Here is a 20,210-nt window from a genome sequence, read left to right as displayed (position 1 = left end):
GGGGCTCAATGGTCGGGAGTGCGCGCGGCGTCGGCGCCGCCGCGGTCGTGGCGGTCTGGGCGGTCGTGGCGACGGAGTTCGTCTTCGCGTGGTGGGCCTGGTTCTTCCTGGCCACCACGGGTGACGGGCCGGGCGTGGTGCTGACGGCCGTCATGGACGGGGTGAACGCCGTCGCCTGGGCGGTCCGACCGGTGGCGGCGGTCCTGGTGCTGCGGTGGCTGTGGTTGGCGCGGTCCGACGCGCCGGGCCGGCACCGCTACGGGCAGCGCTGGGCGCTCTGGGGGTGGCTGCCGGTGGTGGGGTGGTGGGTTCCGCACCGGGTGGTGGCCGACGTCTGGACCGCGTCCGCGTCCGACCGCGGCCGGAGCCGGGCGGCGGTGCACTGGTGGTGGGCGTGGTGGCTGCTCTACGACCTGGGCGGCCACGCGCATTTCGTGCTCACCCTGCTCACCGTCGGAGACCTCGGGAAGCTCCGGGCCCCGGTCCGTGCCGTGGATCTCGGAGAACTGGAGACCGTGGTCCGCGCGGGCGTGGTGCTGCCGGTGTTCGCGGCGGGCGCGGCGGTGTTCCTCACTATCGTCGTCCGAGGCATCCCGGACCGGCGGTCGGCGCCGCGCGCCGTCACCGTGGTGGAGCCGGAGGGTGCGGCATGATCGAACTCGACCTGTCCGACGAGGCGGTGGCGCGGGCGGTGCACCGGATCGGGCTGCGGTCCTATGCGGTCGAAGCCCGGTTGATCGGGTCGACGGCGATTCCCGCCCTGCACGAGACGGTGGCGGAGCTGCGTGCCCGGCCGCTGCGGTGGCTGGGTGCCCACGTCGACGGGACGCCGGCCGGGTTCGTCGCGTGGGCCAGGGTCGACGGGGTGCTGGACATCGACCGGCTGTGCGTGGACCCGGACTTCTTCCGGCGTGGTCTGGCACGGCGGCTCGTGCGGGCGGTGCTGGCCGAGGGCGGTCCGGCGGTGGTGGCCACCGGTGCGGACAACGGACCGGCGATCGCCTTGTACGAGGGGCTGGGGTTCCGGCGGACCGGCACGTCCGAGCCGGTGCCGGGGTTGCGGATCGCCGAGTTCAGCCGGCCAGGAACGCCGTGAGCATCGGCCGGAACCCGGCCGCGAGTCGGTCGGCGCGCGGCACGTCGGGCGTCGGGTCCGCGGTGAACAGGCTGTGGTCGGCGCCGGGGAACACGGCGAGTCCGGTCGCGTAAGGCGCGAACGCGGCGACGCTCTCGGGCACGGGGATGATGTCGTCGGCCCCGCCGAACAGCGCGAGCAGCGGGCGGTCCAGGCGGGGCAGGTGGTCGGCCGGGTCGACGTCCATGCTGCGGGCGAAGAACGCGAGGCGTGCCGGCAGGTCGTAGATCAGGGACACCTGCGGGTACCACGGCTCGTCGCGGAACCGTTCCTGGTCCTCGATGATCCGGGTGGGCGGCTCCCCCGCCCGGATGCGGCGGGTGCGTTCGTCGACCCACGCCATGGCCGCCCCGGTGGGCACGCCGGCCAGGACGAGGGACCGTTCGATGCGCCAGCGCTCCTGGCGGGCCATCGACATGCCGGGGCCGGACACCGTGACCACGTGGTCGACCCCGCCGGTGGTCGCGGCGAGCAGCGACACCCAGCCGCCCTGGCTCCAGCCGATCACGCCCACCCGGGCCGGGTCGACGCCGGGCCACCCGCGCAGCACCTCCACCGCGGCCAGCGCCTCCGCCGCCCGGTCGGCCAGCGACTGGTCGCGCCAGTTGCCGGGCGACGGGCCGCAGCCGGGTTTGTCGTGCCACAGCACGGCCGCGCCGCAGGCGCTGATCCAGGTGGGCCAGTCGCCGTGGTCTTCGAGCGCCGAGATGCCCGAGCCGTCGATGAACACCAGTCCCGGCACGGCCGGTCCGCCGGCGGGTCGGCGGACGCGGGCCCGCAACTGCCCCACGGCGGTGTCCTCCTCGATCCACACCGGACCCACGGTAGCCGAAGACGATCTAGGACGTGTCCTGTCCTGAAGCGTCGCCGGGTGATCGGAGTAAGCCGTGGTGCCTGCCGCTTCGCTGCTCGTGCTCGTCGAGGGCGTGGAAGGCGGGTGTCAGGGCGGGCAGGAGCGCGCTGAACACGTTGACCAGTGGATTCCCATGGGTCTTCAGGACGGGGGTGGCGGTGGGTGTCCAATCGGCGGCGAAGTGGACGACTCCCTGCACCGGTTCCAGGTCGTCGGAGGTCAGCCAACCGGGCCGGGCCGGCAGGCGTGCAGTGGTGGACGCGCGGATGTGCTCGTAGTCGGCGTCTCCCATCGGGGGTAGTAAGAGGACGAGTCGTTGCGGGGGCAGCCGGCGCAGCGACTCGGTCAGCTCCCACATCGTGCCCTCGCTGGTCCCGAGGGTGAGCACGGTGAGCCGGGAGCGCGACAGGAGTCGGCGCACCGGCTCCTGCCACGCTCCGTCCGGCCCGTCGGGCAGGTACATGCGTGCCGCTCCCGTGTGCGGGAGCTGTTCGCCCGGCGCGCCGACGGCGATCAACGGCCCGACCGGACGCAGGGTGTCGGCGATCTGCTCCTCCACCGAGCGGCCGGAGATGAGGAGTCCGATCGAGACGCCGGCGAAACCCGACCCCGGGATCTCGTGGACGGATTTCCGACGCTGATCGTCTCCGAACGACCGCAGGTACAGGACGTAGGAGCCTGCCTGGGGGATGTGCGGGCCGGGGATGACACGGGCCCGACGGCGCCTGGCCCGCACGAACGTCTTCCTGCCCTGCGTCACCACGAGTCCGCCGAGGTACAGCAACCCGGTCGCGACGCCCATCACCCACCACGGGTGGGCACGGGCTTCCATCGCCAGGGTCATGCCGCCCAGCGTCGACGCCATGCCGGCCAGGCAGCACAACCAGGCCACCACCCACATCAGGTACCCGAGCAGGCGCAACCCCGGCCGGCGCGGGACGAACAGCCGCCGGTCGCCCGGCGCGGCGGACACGTCTCCGTCTCCCGCTGTCCCGGCTCTCGGTGTGGTGGGCGGACGGGCGAAGTCCCACTCCCCGCGCCACGCGATCCGTTCGCCTTGGTGCCGCAGCCACAACGCCATTCCCAGGAGCACCGTCCCGGCCGGCACCACGTACGCCCACCACCGGTCCCACCATTGCGGGAAATGTATGCCCGCTGTCAGCGGTACGGCCATGAAGATCGCGACAAGCAGCAGCGGGAACAGCGTCTTGCACAAGAGTCCGATGAGCCGCTGACGCCGCTGTCGTCCGGCGGGGCCGGCGTGCCCCGACGGAGAAAGGTTGACGTCCACGGCTGAGATCGTGCCGGCGGTACGGCGATGTGCGGGACTGTCGGCAGCGTGTGCGGCACCGGCCGCCATGCCGCCTATTCTAGTACTAGAATAGGCGGCATGGCCCCAGCGCTGACGCCGGCCGAGCTGACGCTGCTCGGCCTGATCGTGGAGAAACCGCGGCACGGGTACGAACTGGAGGAGGTCATCACCGCGCGCGGCATGCGGGAGTGGACCGAGATCGGCTTCAGTTCCATCTACTACCTGCTGGGCAAGCTCCGCGACCGGGGGCTGATCGGCGAGGCCGGTCCACCGGCGGGCGGCCGGACGACCGGGCGGAAGGTGTTCGCCGCGACCGGCGAGGGACGGCGGGCCTGCGCGGAGGCCGCCGAGCGGGCCGTCGCCGAGCCGCACCCGGTGTTCCCGGCGCTGCTGGTCGGGTTGGCCAACCAGCCCGTGATCCCGCCCGGACGCCTGCGGGCCGCGGTGGAGCAGCGGGCCGCGGCGCTCGCCGAGCGCCACCGGGACGTCCGGGCGGCGGCCGACGCGCAGCCCGACCTGCCGGGGTTCGTCCGCGCGATCTTCGAGTACACGCTCGCCCAACTCGCCGCCGAACGCGCCTGGCTGTCCGCCTACCGGGCGTCGCTGGACGGCACGTCGATCCCGGGAGAAGACTGATGTCCACGTACGACCTCAAGCGGGAGCTGAAGGAGTTCTACGCGCCGAAGAACACCACCTGGGCGCTCGTGGACGTGCCCGAACAGCAGTTCGTCGCGATCGACGGCAGCGGCAACCCCAACAGCGCGCCGGCCTACGCCCGTGCCGTGGAAGCGCTCTACTCCGTGGCGTACACGGTCAAGTTCGCGAGCAAGCGGGCCGGGCGGGACTTCGTGGTCGGGCCGCTGGAAGGGCTGTGGTGGGCGGAGGACCCGGAGGCGTTCACCGTCGGCGCCAAGGACTCCTGGAACTGGACCATGCTCATCGGACTGCCGTCCTGGATCACCCCGGACCTGGTCGCGGATGCCCGCAACGCCGCCCTGGCGAAGAAGGGGCTGCCCGCCGTCGCCGACGTCCGCCACCTGACCCTGCACGAGGGTCGGTGCGCCCAGGCGCTGCACATCGGGCCGTACGACGACGAGGCGCCCCTGTTGGCGCACCTGCACGGCGAGTACTTCGACACCCACGGCCTGACCTTCGGCGGGCTGCACCACGAGGTCTACCTCAGCGACCCACGCAGGACCGGACCCGCCAAGCTCAGGACGGTCGTCCGGCAGCCCGTCCGACCCGCCGGACGCAGCTAATCGTTGGCGCGACCAACAAGTGGGTAGACTGCGCCGCATGGAAACCAGGGGTGCACCCGCCCGGCTGCGCGGCACGCCGAGCTGGCTGCTCAACCAGACGGCGACGGTGGCGCAGCGGCTGGTGGCGGACGGGTTCGGCGCGGCGGGCGCGCGCCGCTACCACTACTCGCTGCTGGCGACGCTGGAGGAGTTCGGCCCGGCCAGCCAGGCGGAGCTGGGCCGGCGGGGCGGGGTGGACCGCAGCGACGTGGTGGCGACGGTGAACGAGCTGTCCGAGCGGGGGTTCGTCCTGCGGTCCCCCGACCCCGTCGACCGGCGGCGCAACGTCGTCACGCTCACCGAGGCGGGCTCGGCGCACCTGCGGCGCCTCGACGGGGTGCTGGCGGGCGCGCAGGACGCGCTGCTCGCGGCGCTGCCGGAGCACGACCGGAACGAGCTGGTGCGGATGCTGAACCAGGTGCTGGAGCACCACTCGTGAGCAGCCGCGCAGAAAACCACGCGAAAACCGCGCGCCACGTGTCGATCCCGCCGGGGACCGTTCGTGTAGAGGGCGGCAGGCCCACTCGAAGGAGGACGCGATGACCCACTACCTGATCAGCGTGGTCGAACCCGCCGGCGGGCACCAGCCCGCGCCGGAGGAGCTGGAGAACATCATGCGGGACGTGGAGAAGGTGGACGCCGACATGCGCGAGCACGGCGTGTGGGTGTTCGCCGGCGGGCTGCACGGCCCGGAGGCGTCGACCACGCTGCGGCCCCAGGACGACGGGATCGTGGTGTCGGACGGTCCGTTCGCCGAGGCCAAGGAGTACATCGGCGGGTTCAGCATCGTGGACGTGCCGGACCTGGACGCGGCGCTGGAGTGGGGCCGCCGGATGAGCGTGGCGTGCACGCTGCCGGTGGAGGTGCGGCCGTTCCACGTGACCACCGGCTGACCGTGCCGGACCTGGTCGAGCAGGTGTTCGGCCGCGAGTACGGACGCTCGGTGGCCGTCCTGGTCCGCGTGTTCGGCGACATCGACATCGCCGAGGAAGCGGTCCAGGACGCGTTCGCCGAGGCCGTGCGCCGCTGGCCGGACACCGGCGTGCCGCCGAGCCCGGCGGGCTGGATCATCACCACCGCCCGCAACCGGGCGATCGACCGGCTGCGCCGGGAGGCCCGCCGGGACGACAAGCACGCGCAGGCGGCGCTGCTGCACGCCCGCGACGAACCGGCCGAGGAGGACGTGGTGCCCGACGACCGGCTGCGGCTGATCTTCACCTGCTGCCACCCGGCGCTGGGCACGGGCGTGCGGGTGGCGTTGACGCTGCGCCTGCTGGGCGGGTTGACCACGGCGGAGATCGCGCGGGCGTTCCTGGTGCCGGAGCCGACCATGGCGCAGCGGCTGGTGCGCGCCAAGGCCAAGATCCGGGACGCCCGCATCCCCTACCGGGTGCCCGGCGAGGCCGAGCTGCCCGACCGGCTGCGCGGTGTGCTGGCCGTGGTGTACCTGATCTTCAACGAGGGCTACTCCGCGTCCTCCGGCGAGGACCTGGTGCGGGAGGAGCTGTGCGCGGAGGCGGTCCGGCTGGGTCGGCTGCTGGTGGAGCTGATGCCCGACGAGCCGGAGGCGGTGGGGCTGCTGGCGCTGATGCTGCTCGTCCACGCGCGGCGGGCGGCCCGCACGTCGGCCACCGGCGGCCTGGTGCGGCTGGCCGACCAGGACCGCTCGCGGTGGGACGCGGCGCTGCTGGCCGAGGGGCGGGACCTGGTGCGGCGGTGCCTGCGACGCAACCGACCCGGCCCGTACCAGGTCCAGGCGGCGATCAACGCCGTGCACAGCGACCCGCCGCCGACCGACTGGCGGCAGGTCGTCGCGCTCTACGACCGGCTCACGGTGTGCACGCCGAGCCCCGTGGTGGCGCTGAACCGGGCGGTCGCGGTGGCCGAGGTCGACGGGCCGGCGGTCGCGCTGGACCTGGTGGACGGGCTGTCCCTGGACTCCTACCACCTGTTCCACAGCGTGCGCGCGGACCTGCTGCGGCGGGTGGGCAGGACCGCGGAGGCCGCCGCGGCGCTCCGGCGGGCGTGGGAGCTGGCCGGGAACGCGGCGGAGCGGGAGCTGTTGGCACGGGCGCTCAGCGAAGTCGGCGGACCAGCTCCGCCACCTCCTCCGGGGTGACCTCCAGGGCGGTCACCCCGATGGTCACCTCGATGGAGCTGCGGCCCGGTTCGGACGCCGCGCGGGCGTGGGACGGGAGCTGGACGCCGGTCTCGTCGAGGATCCTGCGCGCGGCGGCGGACACGGCCTCACCCGCGGCCGGCAGGTGGATGTGGAACAGCGGCGTCTGCGGCACCTCGGGGTTGGTGCGGGCGTAGCCGTCGGCGTTGATCGCGGCGGCGACGGCGCGGGCGTGGTCGAGGAACTCGCCCATCCGGGGCAGGGTCTCCTCCAGGCCGACGAGCGCGGCGACGGCCAGCGGCCACGCGTCGGGCAGGGCGCCGCCCAGGCGGGTGCGCCACACCGACGCGACGTCCATGGTCTCCCGGTCGCCCGCGAGGATCGCGCCGCGCACTCCTTCGACCGCCTTGTACAGCGACACGTAGACGGTGTCGAACAGGGCGGCGATCTCGGCGTGCGGGCGGCCGTAGAACGGCTGCGCCTCCCACAGGCGCGCTCCGTCCAGGTGGGCGGCGGCGCCCCGTTCGCGGGCCCACCCGGTCTGGGCCTCCAGTTCGTCCCAGGTGGGCAGCAGGCCGCCGATCTCGCGTTGCGGCAGTTCCAGCAGCAGCGCGGAGAGCGGTTCGCGGACCTGTCCGAGGTCGGCGAGGGTGATCAGGCCGTGCGGGTCGCCGACCGGCCGGTGCACGAGGTGGTGCACCGCGCTGTAGCCCTGCTGCTCCCACAGGGTGACGTGGTTCTGCGGGTGGGCGGCGAACGTGCGGCGGCCGGTGCGGTCGGCGTGCACCCGCAGCGCGGTCTGCTGGGCCATCGTGCCGGAGGGGAAGAACAGGGCGGCGGGTTTGCCGAGCAGTTCGGCGATCCGGGTCTCCAGCTCCTCGACCGGCGCGTCGGGTTCCGTGCCGGGCGGGATCCGGTCGAGCATCCTGCGCAGCAGGGCGTGCGGGTCGCGGCGCAGCCGGGAGTGCAGGACGAGGGACCGGCGGATCTCGGGTGCCATGCCGGGAGTCTCGTCACGTCGCCGGTGATCGGCAACGAGGTTTCCGACGACCGGTCACCTGACGGATTCGGGGCCGGTGTGGACGGTCGTAGCGTGGCCGCCATGAGACCTGATCTGACGCGGTCCGATGTGGACCTGGTGCTGGTGGCGCCCTTCGACGCGACCTTCGACCCCCGGCCGGAGGGACTGCTGGCGGACTACCGGCTGGCGGGCTCCGGTGACGTCGTGACGTATTCGCAGTGGTCGGGTTCGCCGGACGTGGACGGGTTCGTCGCCTACCGCCGCTACCGGTCGACCGGGCTCCGCGACGCGGCGGCGGAGCCGGGCTGCGTGGTGCTGGTGTCGGTGGAGTTCGAGCGGCCCGGTGTCGCCGAGCAGTGGGTGGACCTGGTGTTCGAGGCGCTGGCGGCCGAGGAGGAGCCGCATCCGGGTGGGATCTCCGGGCACTTCCACATCAGCACGGACGGGCTGCGGGTGCTGAACTACGCCGAGTGGACATCGGCTGCGGCGCACATCGACGCGGTGTCGCGCGGCAACGGGTCGGTGGGCGTGTCGGAGGTGTGGCAGCGAGTGCACGCGTTCCCCGGCTTGAAGAGCAGCGACGTGCGCCGGTACCGGCCGCCCGGTCGGTGATACTGGCGGTATGGGGAAGACCTACGATCGGATCGACGGACGGCTGCGCGAGTTCATCGAGGCGCAGCCGCTGTTCTTCACCGCCACCGCGCCGTTGTCGGCCGACGGGCACGTGAACCTCTCGCCCAAGGGCCGCGCGGGGACGTGGCGGGTGCTGGACGAGCAGCGGGTGGCGTACCTGGACTTCGGCGGCAGCCACGCCGAGACCATCGCGCACCTGCGGGAGAACGGGCGGATCACGCTCATGTGGTGCGCGTTCGACGGGCCGCCGAACATCGTGCGCGTGCACGGCACCGGTGAGCCGGTGTTCCGCGACGATCCCCGGTTCCCCTCGCTGGTGGCCGGGTTCGGGGAGGCGGACGGGCCGGGGCTGCGGGCGGTCGTGGTGGTGACGGCGGGGCTGATCAGCGACACGTGCGGTTTCGCCGTGCCGTTCATGGACTACCGGGCGGAGCGGACGCTGCACGGGACTACTTCGGGCGCAAGTCCGACGAGCAGTTCGCGGCCTACTGCGAGGGCAAGGACCACGTCGGGCAGAGCCTCGACGGCCTGCCCGCGCTGCCCCTGCCGTTGCCGCCCCGGTCCTAGCGTCCGGCGGGTTCGGAATACGCGGCCTCGGCGGGTCCGGCGGGCGGGGTGGCCGTCTGCGATCGTGGTGGCGTGACGGGATTCGTGTTCTTCTGGGGCGCCGAGGGCAGGTCCGACGGCCGGCTCGGCGAGGAGTGCCTGAGCCAGTGGTGGGAGTCGCCGTTCGAGGTGGACGGCCGGGTCTACCCGACGGCCGAGCACTTCATGATGGCGGGCAAGGCGGAGCTGTTCGGCGACACCGCGACCGCCGCCCGGGTGCTCGCCGCGCGGACGCCGGGTGAGGCCAAGGCGCTGGGCCGGCAGGTGCGCGGGTTCGACCGGGACACGTGGGCGGCGCGGCGGCTGGACGTCGTGGTGCGCGGGAACCTGGCGAAGTTCGGCGCGCACGACGGGGCGCGGGAGTTCCTGCTGGGCACCGGGGACCGGGTGCTGGTGGAGGCGAGCCCGCTGGACCGCGTCTGGGGCATCGGGTTGGCCGCCGACGACGAGCGGGCGGCCGACCCGGCGGCCTGGTTGGGGCTGAACCTGCTGGGCGAGGCGTTGATGGAGGTGCGGCGGCGGCTCGGCGCCCGTCCTTGAAACCCGATGCGAGGTGACGGGCAGGGGCGATCGCGGACGACGACAGGGTGGGCGTCGTCGTGACCGGTCTCGTGTGGACCCCGCTCACCGTGGTCGTTCTGGTCCTGGCCGTCGTCGGCACGGTGCGGCACCGGCGCGTGTGGCGCGACCTGGACACGGCCGGGGTGCGCGTCATGGGCGAGGTCACGTCCGCGGAGCGCGTGTGGTGCGGCGAGGACGACCGCTGCACCAAGGTCCGGATGCTGGTCACCGTGCCGGGCCGGCCGCCGTTCACCACGAGTCACCTCGTCGCCGGGCCGGAACAGACGGACGAGGTGCGCGACGTTCAGACCACGACGCGGAAGTGGGTGGTGAACCGGCGACCGTCGAGGACGTGGAAGGCGATGGCGGGCGGCAGGTCGCGGTCGACCACCCGGTCGGACTCCCACGGCAGCAGCAGGGTCGACACGACGCCGGGCGCGACCACCAGCGGTCTGCCCACGAACGTCGTCGCGACCCCGGCGTGGGCGTGCCCGCACAGCACGGCGGTCACGTTGCGGTGGCCCGCCAGCACGTCGGCCAGGCGGTCGGCGTCGGTGAGGCGGATGCGGTCGATGGTGGGCTCGTACACCGTCACCGGCGGGTGGTGCAGGCACACGAACGTCGGCGCGCCCCGCTGGAGCACGGTCTCCAGCCAGCCGAGGGTGTCGTCGCCGAGCAGGCCGTCGGAGCGGCCGGGGATGCTGGAGTCGCACAGCGCGAACACCGTGTCGCCGACCGTCACGGCCCGGTTGACCGGCGCGCCGCCGGGCGGCTCGCCGAGCAGGACTTCCCGGAAAGTTCCGCGCTCGTCGTGGTTGCCCGGCAGCAGCAGCACCGGATACTCCGAGACCAGGTGTGCACGGGCCAGTTCGTACTCGGGGGTGAGGCCGTGGTCGGCGATGTCGCCGCTGACCAGGATCGCGTCCAGCGGACCGGGCAGGCCGTTCAGGTAGTCCATGACGCGGCGGGCGCGTCGCGTGGCGCGGGTGCCGCCGTCGAAGTGGGTGTCGCTGAGGTGCGCGATGACCATCACGGCGTCGAGCCTAGTTACGTCCGCCCGCCGTCCCGGGGCGAGTGGCGCGAACCGGCCCCCGTGACACGTACTTCGATCTACCCTGACGGTGCGGCGAGTGGCGCGGATCACTCCGGGAAGGAGGCGGTCGTGCTGGTCGAGGCACAGCGGAATCGCGGCGCCGTGCGCCGGGTCACCGGTCTGGCCCGGAGCACACCGGGCCGGTTGAGCCTGGTGGCGCTGCTGCTGATCGCGGCGAGTCTGCTGGCGGGGGCGTTGACGGCGGGCGCCGTGCAGCGCCGTTCGGCGGCGTTGGAGGTGTTGGCCGACCGCAGTGAGCCGTTGGCGTTCGCCGCCCAGGAGGTCTACCGGGCGATGGCGGACGCGGACGCGACGGCGGCCAGCGCGTTCCTGTCCGGCGGTGTGGAGTCGGCGGGGCTGCGGCAGCGGTACGAGGCGGACGTGGCGGAGGCGGCGGCGGCGCTGTCCACGGCGACCGGCGAGATCACCCGCTCCCCCGAGCTGTCGGCCGCGCTGTCGACGCTGTCCGGTCAGCTACCGGTGTACACGGGGCTGGTGGAGACCGCGCGGGCGCACAACCGGCAGGGCAACCCGGTGGGCGCGGCGTACCTGCGGGAGGCGTCGAACCTGATGCGGTCGCAGCTCCTGCCGGCCGCGCGGGAGCTGTACCGGGTGGAGACCGGGAACGTGGTGCGGGACCTGGACGACGCCGGGTCGCTGCCGTGGCTGGAACTGGTGCTCGGGGCGCTGCTGCTGGCCGCGTTGGTGATGGCGCAGCGCTACCTGACGCGCATGACGAACCGGCTGCTCAACGTCGGGCTGGTGGCCGCTTCGGTGGCTTGCGTGGTGTCGCTGCTGTGGGTGTTGGTGGCGTCGTTGCTGGTGGTGTCGAACGCCTCGGCCAGCAAGGACGACGCCGCCCTGGTCGACGTGCTGGCGCGGGCGCGGATCGCGACGCTGACCGCCCGGGGCGACGAGACGCTGACGTTGGTGGCGCGTGGCAGCGGTGCGGCCTACGAGGAGCGGTACACCGAGGTCAGCGGCGAGTTGAAGGACCTGCTGGCGCGGGCGGGGGCGGCGAGTTCGATGCCGGCGGTGGTGGCGGCGGGCGAGCACTACGGGCGGTGGCAGGAGGCGCACGCGCGGGTGCGTTCGGCCGACGACACCGGGGAGTTCACCGCGGCGGTGGGGTTGGCGCTGGGTACCGACGCGGGGAGCGCGGCCACCGCGTTCGACGAATTGGACTCGGATCTGGAGGACGCCTTGGGGCGGTCGCGGGCGGAGTTGACCGACCGGATCGCGGGGGCTCGGGGCGCGTTGTCGGGTGCGGTGCCGGTGGTGGTGCTGTTGGCGCTGCTCGCGGCGACGGCGGCCACGGCGGGGTTGTGGCAGCGGTTGAAGGAGTACCGATGACGGGGCTGTTCGGGCGTTTCCGGGGTTTCGTGGTGGTGTTGTCCGCGCTGGTCGCCGGGTGTGCTCCGGTGCCGAGCGGGGCGCCCGGGATCGGTGGCGGGTCGGTGGTGGTGCCCCGGCCGGCCGACGCGGTCGAGTTGACGGTTCCGCCCAGTGCCGTGGCGGTCGCCCCGCCGTCGTGCGACGCCACGGCCAGCCTGCGGCCGTCCGGTGGGTTGCCGCAGGCCGGGCAGATGCCGCCCGGGTCGACGATGGAGCGCGTGCTGGCCCGTGGGCGGTTGATCGCCGGGGTCGACCAGAACACCTACCTGATGGGGTTCCGCAACCCGTTCTCCGGGGAGCTGGAGGGGTTCGACGTCGACATGGCGCGCGAGGTCGCGCGGGCGGTCTTCGGGGATCCGGGGCGGATCCAGTTCAAGGTGTTGACGTCCGACGAGCGCATCCCGGCCCTGGAGAAGGGTGACGTGGACATCGTCGTGCGCACGATGACCATCAACTGCGAGCGGTGGCAGCGGGTGGCCTTCTCGACCGTCTACTACCAGGCCGGGCAGCGGGTGCTGGTGCCCGGTTCGTCCGACGTGACCGGGATCGAGTCGTTGGGCGGGCGGCGGGTGTGCGCGACCAAGGGGTCCAGTTCGCTGGCCAACGTCGCCAACGCGCCGTCCAGGCCGGTCGCCGTGTCGGTGCCCAACTGGACCGACTGCCTGGTGATGCTCCAGCAGGGTCAGGTGGACGCGATCTCCACCGACGACACGATCCTGGCCGGGTTCGCCGCGCAGGACCCGTACACGAAGATCGTCGGGCCGCAGTTCACCGCCGAGCCCTACGGGATGGCGTTCCCCCGGCAGCACGAGGACTTCGTGCGGTTCGTCAACGCGCTGCTGGAGCGGCTGCGGGCGGACGGCACGTGGGCGTCGATCCACCGCCGCTGGCTGGGCGAGCCGCCCGCGCCGCCGGTCGCGGCGTACCGGGACTGACCGTGGACCCCGACATGGACCCCGACATGGACCCCGACGCGGAGCTGGCCGGGCTGCGCGCCGAGAGCGATCGGGTGGCGCAGTCCCTGCTCGCCATGGACGACCACCCCGGGCACCGGCTGCTCCGCGGCACGCGGCTGACCGGCGTCAGCGCGCGGCGGTGGGAGTGGGCGAACGACGCGATGGTCGGCTTGTGGGAGTGGTTCGACGCGTATCGGGCGGTGTTGGCGCAGGCGTCCGCGACGCGCGACCCGCTGGAGCTGCGGCGGCTGTTGACCGGGCCGGAGGTGGTGTTGGCGGCGCAGGTGCCGGTGCGGACGCTGACCGGCCCGGCGGTGGCGGCGGAGCGGATCACGCTGGCCGAGTTGGTGGCGCGGATGAAGGTCCGGTACGCCGAGCTGACCGAGTTGTTCGACGAGGCGCACGGGGAGTGGGCGCGGCGGTTGGCGTTGCTGGACCCGTTGGGCGGGCGGTTGGCCGGGCCGGCGGACTCGGCGGTGGTCGTCGGGCTGCGCGACGAGGTGGCGGCGGCGCACGCCCGCGCGGTGGCCGATCCGCTGACGCCGGACCCCGGGGTGGCGGACCTGGCGGACCGGGTCGCCGAGGTGGCCGTGCTGCACGAGGGGTTCGCCGCGCGGGCGGACGCGGTCGCGGCGAGGTTGGCCGAGGCGGCGGCGGCGCGGCGGGAAGCGGTCGTGCTTCGGGAGCGGGTGGTGGCGCGGATCGCCGGTGCGCATCCGGAGGTGCCGGAAGTTTCCGGGCCGGTCCGGGCACTGGAGGGGCTGCGGGCGCGTTTCCCTGAGGTGCGGGAGCGGGAGGTGGCCGAGGTGGAGTCGGCGGCGGGCGCGGTGCTGGCGCGGGTGCGGGCGGTGTCGGCGCAGTTGGCCGGGTCGCTGGACCGGCGGTCGGAGCTGCGCGGCCGGCTGGAGGCCTACCGGGCCAAGGCGACGGCGCGCGGGTTCGCCGAGGACGCCGGGCTGGCCGCGCTGCACCGGGTGGCGCGGGACGTGCTGCACGCCGCGCCGTGCGACCTGCGGGCCGGCACGGTGGCGGTGGCCCGGTATCAGCGAGCGGTGCTGGACAGGACGGAGGCGGTCCGATGAGGACGTGTCCACGGCCGGCGTGCGGCGGCGAGGTCGACGCGGACGGGTTCTGCGACCGGTGCGGGCTGGAGGCCCCGGTGTTGGCGGGCACGGTGGCGGGCACGGTCGCGGGTGCGGCGCCCGAGCTGGCCGGCGGCGGGCAGGACACCGGGCAGGACACCGGGCCGGGCACGGCGCCCTGGGCGGCGTCGGCCTCCACCTCGTCGGGTGGCCGGTCGCGGCGCGCGTCGACGCGCTCGTCGGGCCGGGGGCGGCTCGGCGCGGGTCTGGTCGAGGTGCCGCGGGTGCCCTCGCGGGATCCGAAGGCCGCCGTCCTGACCGATCCGGAGGTGCCGGAGGCGAAGCGGTTCTGCTCGTCGTGCGGCAAGGAGGTCGGGCGCGGCCGGGACGGGCGGCCCGGCCGGGTGGAGGGGTTCTGCGCGCACTGCGGGCACCGCTACTCGTTCACGCCGAAGCTGGCGCCCGGCGAGGTGCTGCACGAGCAGTACGAGGTGCTGGGGTGCCTGGCGCACGGCGGGCTGGGCTGGATCTACCTGGCGGCCGACCACGCGGTGAGCCACCGGTGGGTGGTGCTCAAGGGCCTGCTGGACTCCGGTGACGCGGACGCGATGGCGGCGGCGATGGCGGAGCGGCGCTTCCTGGCCGAGGTGGAGCACCCGAACATCGTCAAGATCCACAACTTCGTGCGGCACGCCGACCGGGAGTCCGGCGAGCTGGTCGACTACATCGTGATGGAGTACGTGGGCGGCACGTCGGTCAAGGACCTGATCAAGGCGTTGCGGGCGGAGGGCACGGGCCGGGAGGCGCTGCCGGTGGCGCAGGCGATCGCGTACGCGCTGGAGGTGCTGCCCGCGTTGGGCTACCTGCACGGGGTGGGTCTGCTGTACTGCGATTTCAAGCCGGACAACGTGATCCAGACCGAGGAGCAGCTCAAGCTGATCGACCTGGGCGCGGTGCGGCGCATCGACGACCGGCACTCCCCCATCTACGGCACGATCGGCTACCAGGCGCCGGAGATCGGCACGGTCGGCCCGTCGGTGGCCTCCGACCTGTACACGGTGGGCCGGGCGCTGGCGGTGATGAGCTTCCCGTTCGACTTCCGCCGCGCCCACCAGGAGACGCTGCCGTCGCCGGCGGACGAGCCGGTGCTGGCGCGGCACGACTCGTTCCGCCGGTTCCTCGGACGCGCCACGCACCGCGACCCGGAGCAGCGGTTCGCCTCGGCGGAGGAGATGGCCGAGCAGCTCACCGGGGTGCTGCGGGAGGTGTTGGCGGAGCAGGACGACGTGCCGCGGCCGGGGCTGTCGCGGCAGTTCACGCCGGAGCGGCGGGCGTTCGGCACGGAGGGCGTGCCGGACGCGCGGGCCGTGGTGGCGGGGATGCCGGTGCCGCAGGTGGACACGGCGGACGCGGCGGCGGGCTTCCTGGCGACGGCGACGACGGGCGACCCGGCCGGGCTGGTGACGGCGTTGCGGGCGGCTCCGGTGTCGACGGTGGAGGTCCGCCTGCAGGTGGTGCGGGCGCTGATCGAGGCGGACCGGGTGGCGGAGGCGGAGGCGGAGTTGGCGGAGCTGGCCACGCCGGCGCTGTTCGACCCGGACGACCCGCAGGTGCCCGCGCCGGACGACTGGCGGCCGGGTTGGTACCGGGGGCTGGCGGCGCTGGTGGCGGGCCGCACGGCGGATGCGAGGGAGGCGTTCGACCAGGTGTGCGACGTGGTGCCGGGCGAGGCCGCGCCGAAGCTGGCGGTGGCGGTGTGCGCGGAGCTGGCGGGCGATCCGGTGACGGCGGCGGCGGGCTACCGGGTGGTGTGGCGCACCGACCACGCGTACGTGAGCGCGGCGTTCGGGTTGGCGCGGGTGCTGCTGGCCGCCGGGGAGCGGGAGGCGGCGGTGGCGGTGCTGCACTCGGTGCCGGAGACGTCCAGTCACCACGTGGCGGCGCAGGTCGCGGCCGTGCGGGCGCAGGCGGGTGGCGCACCGGCGGACCTGCTGGCGGCGGGCACGCGGTTGGCGGGGCTGGACCTGGACGTGGCGCGGCGGGCGCTGCTCACCGCGGAGTTGTTGCGCACGGCGCTGGAGTCGTTGCCCGCCGACGGTTCCGCGCCGGCCGGGCGGCTGCTGGGCTGCGAGCTGAGCGAGTCCGGGCTGCGGTCGGGCCTGGAGCGCTGCTACCGGCAGCTCGCGCGGTTGGCGGACACCCCGGAAGAGCGCATCGCGCTCGTCGACCGCGCGAACGCGGTCCGGCCCAGGACGTTGGTGTGACGGTGGAATCGTGCCCGGAGTGCGCGGCGGCGGTGTCGCCGCAGGACCGCTTCTGCGAGGAGTGCGGTCGCAACCTGAGGGTGCGGCGCACCCCGGTGGGCGGGCCGGAGGCGGTGGCGTCGGCGCGGTGCGCGTGCGGCGGGGAGTTCGACCCGGACGGGTACTGCGGGCAGTGCGGCCGGGCGCGGCCGTCGGCGCGGGACCGGGTGGAGTTCGTGCTGCCGGGGTTGGCCGGGGTGAGCGACCGGGGCAGGCGGCGGCAGCGCAACGAGGACTCGATGGCGTTCGGCCGGGTGCGCGGGCGCGGTGTGGCGGCGGTGGTGTGCGACGGGGTGGCGTCCTCGGAGCGGGCCGAGCAGGCGTCGCAGGTGGCCGTGGACACGGCGGTGGACGTGCTGCTGACGGCCGTGCAGGCGGGTGCGGACCCGGAGGTGGCGACCGGGGACGCGGTGCTGGCGGCGGACGCGGCGGTGACCCGGCTGGCGCGGCCGGGCGCGGAGGAGGTCGCGCCGTCCTGCACGTTCGTGTCGGCGGTGGTGGCCGAGGACGCCGCCACCGTGGGCTGGGTGGGCGACTCGCGGGCCTACCTGGTGGGCGAGTCCGGCGCGGCGAAGCTGACCACGGACGACACGTGGGCGGCGCAGCTCGTCGCGGAGGGCGTGCTGACCGAGGAGGAGGCGCTGACCGACCGGCGGGCGCACGTGCTGTCGCGGTGGCTGGGCGCGGACTCGGGGCAGGACGGCCCGCGGACGGTGACGTTCCGGGTGGAGACGCCGGGGCTGCTGGTGCTGTGCAGCGACGGGTTGTGGAACTACCTGCCGGAGCCGGAGGACCTGCTCGCGGTGCTGCCGCGCGGGGTGGCGCCGATCGAGGTGGCGCGGGAGCTGGTGGAGGTCGCGTTGAAGTCCGGTGGGCACGACAACGTCACAGTGGTGGTCGTTCAACTGCGGGGTGGGCATGGCGCTTGAGTTCGCCGTCGAGGTGTTCCAGAACGAGTACCTGCCGGAGGGCGCGGCGGAGGTCGACGCGATCGTGACCGTGTCGGCGACCGGTGAGGCGGACGCGGACGCGAAACCCGCGGCGAACGCGGCGGAGGTGATCGTCGTGGACACCTCCGGGTCGATGCGGTACCCGCCGACGAAGCTCGCGGCGGCGAAGCAGGCGACCGAGGCGGCCGTGGACGCGCTGCGCGACGGGGTGATGTTCGCGGTGGTCGCGGGCAACGACGAGGCGCGGATGGTGTACCCGGCGCAGCCCGAGCTGGTGGCGGCGTCGAAGGCGACCCGCGCGGCGGCCAAGCGGGCGGTGCGGCAGCTCCGGGCGGACGGCGGCACGGCGATGGGCCAGTGGCTGCTGCTGGCCGACCGGGTGTTCGCCGGCCACGACGAGGGGCCGAAGCACGCGATCCTGCTGACCGACGGGCAGAACCAGCACGAGACGCCGCAGCACCTGACGCGGGTGCTGGACCAGGTGGCGGGCCGGTTCACCGGCGACTGCCGGGGCGTGGGCACCGACTGGCAGGTGGCGGAGCTGCGCCGGATCTCCGAGGCGCTGCTCGGCACGGTGGACATCGTGGCGGACCCGGACGGGCTGGCGGAGGACTTCCGGGCGATGACGGCGACGGCGATGGGCAAGGCGCTGGCGGACGTGTCGCTGCGGCTGTGGACGCCGGAGGGCGCGGAGGTGCTGTTCGTGAAGCAGGCCGCGCCGGGGCTGCTGGACCTGACCGACCGGCGGGTGGAGTCGGCGACGCGCACCGGCGACTACCCGACCGGCGCGTGGGCCGGCGCGGAGAGCCGGGACTACCACCTGTGCGTGCGGGTCAAGCCGGCGCGGGTGGGCGAGCGGATGCTGGCCTCGCGGGTGAGCCTGGTGGGTCCGGGCGGCGACGTGCTCGGGCAGGGCCGGGTGCTGGCGGTGTGGACCGACGACATGGCGCTGTCCACGCGGATCAACGCCGAGGTCGCCCACTACACCGGGCAGGCGGAGCTGGCGGAGGCGATCCAGGAGGGCTTGGAGGCGCGCAAGTCCGGTGACGTGGAGAGCGCGACCGCCCGGCTGGGCCGGGCGGTGAAGCTGGCCCACGAGTCGGGCAACACCGACACCGCGAAGCTGCTCGCGAAGGTGGTGGACGTGCAGGACCCGGCCCGCGGCACGGTGAAGCTGCGGGCGCGGGTGGCGGACGCGGACGAGATGACCCTGGACACCCGGTCGACGGTGACCAGGCGGGTCGGGAAGGGCGGCTGATGGCGACCTGTCCCGCCGGCCACGACTCGGCCACCGACGACTACTGCGACGTGTGCGGCGCGCCCGTGGAGCCCGCCGCGCCGCCGGCCGCCGTGGCGGTCGTGGCGGTCGTGGCGGTCGAGGAGGAGAGGACGTGCCCGGCGTGCGGGGCGGTGCAGGTGGGCCGGTTCTGCGAGGACTGCGGGCACGACTCGATGGCGCCCGTGCCGCCGGGCCCGCCGCCGTCGCTGTCGGGTGGTTCCCCGGTCGGGTCTTCGTCGGGTGGTCCGCCGGTTGCGCCGCCGGGTGGTCCGCCGGTCGGGTCTTCGTCGGGGGGTTCCCGGGTCGAGCCGCCGTCGGGTGGTCGCCCGGTCGGGGCCCCGGTGCGGTGGCACGCGACCGTGGAGGCGGACCGGGAGTACTTCGGGCGCGTGGTGGCGGCGGGTGGTCCGGACGCGGCGGCGGTCGGGTTCCCGGAGTTCTGCCCGCCCCGCCGGTTCGACCTGGTGGGGCCGCAGGTGACGATCGGGCGGCGCAGCCGGTCGCGGGGCATCTTCCCGACCGTGGACCTGGTGGGTCCGCCGGAGGACCCGGGGGTGTCGCACAGCCACGCGCTGCTGGTGTCGACCGGCGACGGCTGGTCGGTGGTGGACCTCGGTTCGACGAACGGGACGACCGTGAACGGGGCCGAGGACCCGTTGCGGCCCAACACACCCAGGTCGCTGGCCGAGGGTGACCGCGTCCACGTGGGCGCGTGGACGACGATCACCCTGCACCGCTCGGGCTAGGCGGGATCGGGTCGGAAGGCGTCGGCGTGTTCGACGGCCCACTGGGCGAAGGTGCGGGCGGGGCGGCCGGTGACGCGTTCGACGGTGTCGGTGACGGTGCGGGCCTCGGCCGGGATGTCGGCGTAGAGGCGCAGCACGAAGTCGGCTTTCTCGGCCGGGCCTCCGGGTGCGACGCGGAAGATCTGCAGCGCGGGCGGGTGCTCGATCCAGAGGGCGCGGGCCCGGTCCGGGGTGAGTTCCTCGAACACCAGGTCGCGGCCGGTGGCCTCGGCGAGGTGGCGGAGCTTGGCGCGCGGGGTGATCAGTTCGGGGCCGGTGAGCGGGTAGGTCCTGCCGTGGTGGCCGTCGGTGGTGAGGGCGGTGGCGGCGACGGCCGCGATGTCGGCTTCGTGGACGGGCGGGCTCGACCGGTCGCCGTGGGGTTCGCGGATGACGCCGTCGGCGCGCAGCGGCGGGCCCCAGTCGGCGAGGGTGTTGGCCATGAACTCGCCGGGCCGCAACTGGGTCCACTCCAGGGTGCTCGCGCGGACGGCGGGTTCGAGGGTGCCCTCCTGCCAGCCGCCGAGGAGGGTGACGCGGCGGACGCCGGCGTCCCGCGCGGCGGCGACGACGTCCGGGCCGTTGGCCAGCGGCTGGTAGGTGTGGCCGAAGTTGATCAGGTGGGCCGCGTGCACGCCGTCGAACGCCGCGCGCAGGGAGGCCGCGTCGGTGGTGTCGCCGCGCACGACCTCCACGGCGGCGGGCAGGTCCGCGCGGGCGGGGTCGCGGGTGAGCGCGCGGACCCGGTGGCCGGCGTCGAGCAGGTGTCGCACGAGGTGGCGGCCGACGGTGCCGGTGGCCCCGGTGACGAGGACGGTCATGGTGGTGT

Annotated in this window: 22 protein-coding genes; 17 read left to right on the top strand and 5 right to left on the bottom strand. The window is 74.3% G+C overall.

All coding sequences use genetic code 11. The annotated features are described in order from the left end of the window. Positions 1 to 8 precede the first annotated feature (8 nt). A complete protein-coding gene (locus ACQPZF_RS20760) occupies positions 9 to 653 on the top strand; it encodes a DUF4328 domain-containing protein (protein ID WP_433274085.1) in 645 nt (214 codons plus the stop codon). Further along, positions 650 to 1,096 carry a GNAT family N-acetyltransferase gene (locus ACQPZF_RS20755; protein ID WP_433274083.1) on the top strand — a complete coding sequence of 149 codons (447 nt, stop codon included), beginning with the start codon at positions 650 to 652 and terminating at the stop codon, positions 1,094 to 1,096. Before ACQPZF_RS20760 ends, ACQPZF_RS20755 begins: the two co-directional genes overlap by 4 nt. Here ACQPZF_RS20755 and ACQPZF_RS20750 read toward each other — a convergent pair. Then, positions 1,074 to 1,949, bottom strand: a complete 876-nt coding sequence (locus tag ACQPZF_RS20750; RefSeq protein WP_433274081.1) for an alpha/beta hydrolase family protein — start codon at positions 1,947 to 1,949, stop codon at positions 1,074 to 1,076. The two genes, ACQPZF_RS20755 and ACQPZF_RS20750, sit on opposite strands and share 23 nt — an antisense overlap. Before the next feature lie 25 nt (positions 1,950 to 1,974). Further along, positions 1,975 to 3,279: a hypothetical protein gene (locus tag ACQPZF_RS20745; protein ID WP_433274079.1), complete on the bottom strand. Its 1,305-nt coding sequence runs from the start codon at positions 3,277 to 3,279 to the stop codon at positions 1,975 to 1,977. Positions 3,280 to 3,378: 99 nt separating this feature from the next. Here ACQPZF_RS20745 and ACQPZF_RS20740 point away from each other — a divergent pair, with 99 nt between their 5' ends. From ACQPZF_RS20740 to ACQPZF_RS20720, 5 genes are all read left to right on the top strand, one after another. After that, positions 3,379 to 3,936, top strand: a complete 558-nt coding sequence (locus tag ACQPZF_RS20740; protein ID WP_433274077.1) for a PadR family transcriptional regulator — start codon at positions 3,379 to 3,381, stop codon at positions 3,934 to 3,936. After that, entirely contained in the window at positions 3,936 to 4,559 is a 624-nt protein-coding gene (locus ACQPZF_RS20735) for a GyrI-like domain-containing protein (RefSeq protein ID WP_433274075.1), read from the top strand. Before ACQPZF_RS20740 ends, ACQPZF_RS20735 begins: the two co-directional genes overlap by 1 nt. A gap of 37 nt (positions 4,560 to 4,596) precedes the next feature. Further along, positions 4,597 to 5,037, top strand: coding sequence for a MarR family winged helix-turn-helix transcriptional regulator (locus ACQPZF_RS20730; RefSeq protein ID WP_433274073.1), 441 nt, complete (start codon positions 4,597 to 4,599; stop codon positions 5,035 to 5,037). Positions 5,038 to 5,137: 100 nt separating this feature from the next. Continuing rightward, on the top strand, positions 5,138 to 5,491 hold the full coding sequence (locus tag ACQPZF_RS20725; protein WP_433274071.1) for a YciI family protein: 354 nt from the start codon (positions 5,138 to 5,140) through the stop codon (positions 5,489 to 5,491). Between the two features lie 2 nt (positions 5,492 to 5,493). Continuing rightward, entirely contained in the window at positions 5,494 to 6,717 is a 1,224-nt protein-coding gene (locus ACQPZF_RS20720) for an RNA polymerase sigma factor (protein WP_433274638.1), read from the top strand. Here the strand turns inward: ACQPZF_RS20720 and ACQPZF_RS20715 are convergent. Further along, positions 6,674 to 7,717: a threonine aldolase family protein gene (locus ACQPZF_RS20715; RefSeq protein WP_433274069.1), complete on the bottom strand. Its 1,044-nt coding sequence runs from the start codon at positions 7,715 to 7,717 to the stop codon at positions 6,674 to 6,676. The two genes, ACQPZF_RS20720 and ACQPZF_RS20715, sit on opposite strands and share 44 nt — an antisense overlap. Before the next feature lie 102 nt (positions 7,718 to 7,819). Between ACQPZF_RS20715 and ACQPZF_RS20710 the strand changes: the two genes are divergently transcribed. The 3 genes from ACQPZF_RS20710 to ACQPZF_RS20700 are packed head-to-tail and all read left to right on the top strand — an operon-like array spanning position 7,820 to position 9,517. Continuing rightward, a complete protein-coding gene (locus ACQPZF_RS20710) occupies positions 7,820 to 8,350 on the top strand; it encodes a hypothetical protein (RefSeq protein WP_433274068.1) in 531 nt (176 codons plus the stop codon). A 10-nt stretch (positions 8,351 to 8,360) separates the two neighbouring features. Next, the gene (locus tag ACQPZF_RS20705; RefSeq protein WP_433274066.1) at positions 8,361 to 9,014 is read left to right on the top strand and encodes a pyridoxamine 5'-phosphate oxidase family protein; all 654 of its coding nucleotides are present in this window, start codon (positions 8,361 to 8,363) and stop codon (positions 9,012 to 9,014) included. Continuing rightward, entirely contained in the window at positions 9,011 to 9,517 is a 507-nt protein-coding gene (locus ACQPZF_RS20700; RefSeq protein ID WP_433274064.1) for an NADAR family protein, read from the top strand. The genes ACQPZF_RS20705 and ACQPZF_RS20700 overlap by 4 nt, the downstream gene beginning before the upstream one ends. Positions 9,518 to 9,842: 325 nt before the next feature. Here the strand turns inward: ACQPZF_RS20700 and ACQPZF_RS20695 are convergent, their stop codons facing one another. Then, on the bottom strand, positions 9,843 to 10,568 hold the full coding sequence (locus ACQPZF_RS20695) for a metallophosphoesterase (RefSeq protein WP_433274636.1): 726 nt from the start codon (positions 10,566 to 10,568) through the stop codon (positions 9,843 to 9,845). A 132-nt stretch (positions 10,569 to 10,700) separates the two neighbouring features. On the opposite strand from ACQPZF_RS20695, the gene ACQPZF_RS20690 reads away from it, so the two are divergent. Genes ACQPZF_RS20690 through ACQPZF_RS20660 form a run of 7 tightly spaced genes read left to right on the top strand, consistent with a single transcriptional unit; the run spans position 10,701 to position 19,342 of the window. After that, entirely contained in the window at positions 10,701 to 11,984 is a 1,284-nt protein-coding gene (locus tag ACQPZF_RS20690) for a hypothetical protein (protein ID WP_433274062.1), read from the top strand. Then, complete coding sequence (locus ACQPZF_RS20685) at positions 11,981 to 12,961, top strand: glutamate ABC transporter substrate-binding protein (RefSeq protein ID WP_433274060.1); 981 nt, start codon at positions 11,981 to 11,983, stop codon at positions 12,959 to 12,961. The genes ACQPZF_RS20690 and ACQPZF_RS20685 overlap by 4 nt, the downstream gene beginning before the upstream one ends. 14 nt (positions 12,962 to 12,975) lie before the next feature. Continuing rightward, positions 12,976 to 14,064, top strand: a complete 1,089-nt coding sequence (locus tag ACQPZF_RS20680; protein ID WP_433274058.1) for a hypothetical protein — start codon at positions 12,976 to 12,978, stop codon at positions 14,062 to 14,064. Next, positions 14,061 to 16,328: a tetratricopeptide repeat protein gene (locus ACQPZF_RS20675; protein WP_433274056.1), complete on the top strand. Its 2,268-nt coding sequence runs from the start codon at positions 14,061 to 14,063 to the stop codon at positions 16,326 to 16,328. Before ACQPZF_RS20680 ends, ACQPZF_RS20675 begins: the two co-directional genes overlap by 4 nt. Continuing rightward, on the top strand, positions 16,325 to 17,296 hold the full coding sequence (locus tag ACQPZF_RS20670; protein ID WP_433274054.1) for a PP2C family serine/threonine-protein phosphatase: 972 nt from the start codon (positions 16,325 to 16,327) through the stop codon (positions 17,294 to 17,296). Before ACQPZF_RS20675 ends, ACQPZF_RS20670 begins: the two co-directional genes overlap by 4 nt. Continuing rightward, positions 17,286 to 18,575, top strand: coding sequence for a VWA domain-containing protein (locus tag ACQPZF_RS20665; protein WP_433274052.1), 1,290 nt, complete (start codon positions 17,286 to 17,288; stop codon positions 18,573 to 18,575). Before ACQPZF_RS20670 ends, ACQPZF_RS20665 begins: the two co-directional genes overlap by 11 nt. Continuing rightward, entirely contained in the window at positions 18,575 to 19,342 is a 768-nt protein-coding gene (locus ACQPZF_RS20660; protein ID WP_433274050.1) for an FHA domain-containing protein, read from the top strand. The genes ACQPZF_RS20665 and ACQPZF_RS20660 overlap by 1 nt, the downstream gene beginning before the upstream one ends. Here the strand turns inward: ACQPZF_RS20660 and ACQPZF_RS20655 are convergent. Continuing rightward, the gene (locus ACQPZF_RS20655) at positions 19,339 to 20,202 is read right to left on the bottom strand and encodes an NAD(P)H-binding protein (RefSeq protein WP_433274048.1); all 864 of its coding nucleotides are present in this window, start codon (positions 20,200 to 20,202) and stop codon (positions 19,339 to 19,341) included. The genes ACQPZF_RS20660 and ACQPZF_RS20655 overlap by 4 nt on opposite strands. Positions 20,203 to 20,210: the final 8 nt, after the last annotated feature.

It is taken from the genome of Actinosynnema sp. CS-041913 (genome assembly GCF_050942485.1).
Taxonomy (GTDB): domain Bacteria; phylum Actinomycetota; class Actinomycetes; order Mycobacteriales; family Pseudonocardiaceae; genus Actinosynnema.
This window is presented reverse-complemented; position numbering and strand designations above follow the sequence as displayed.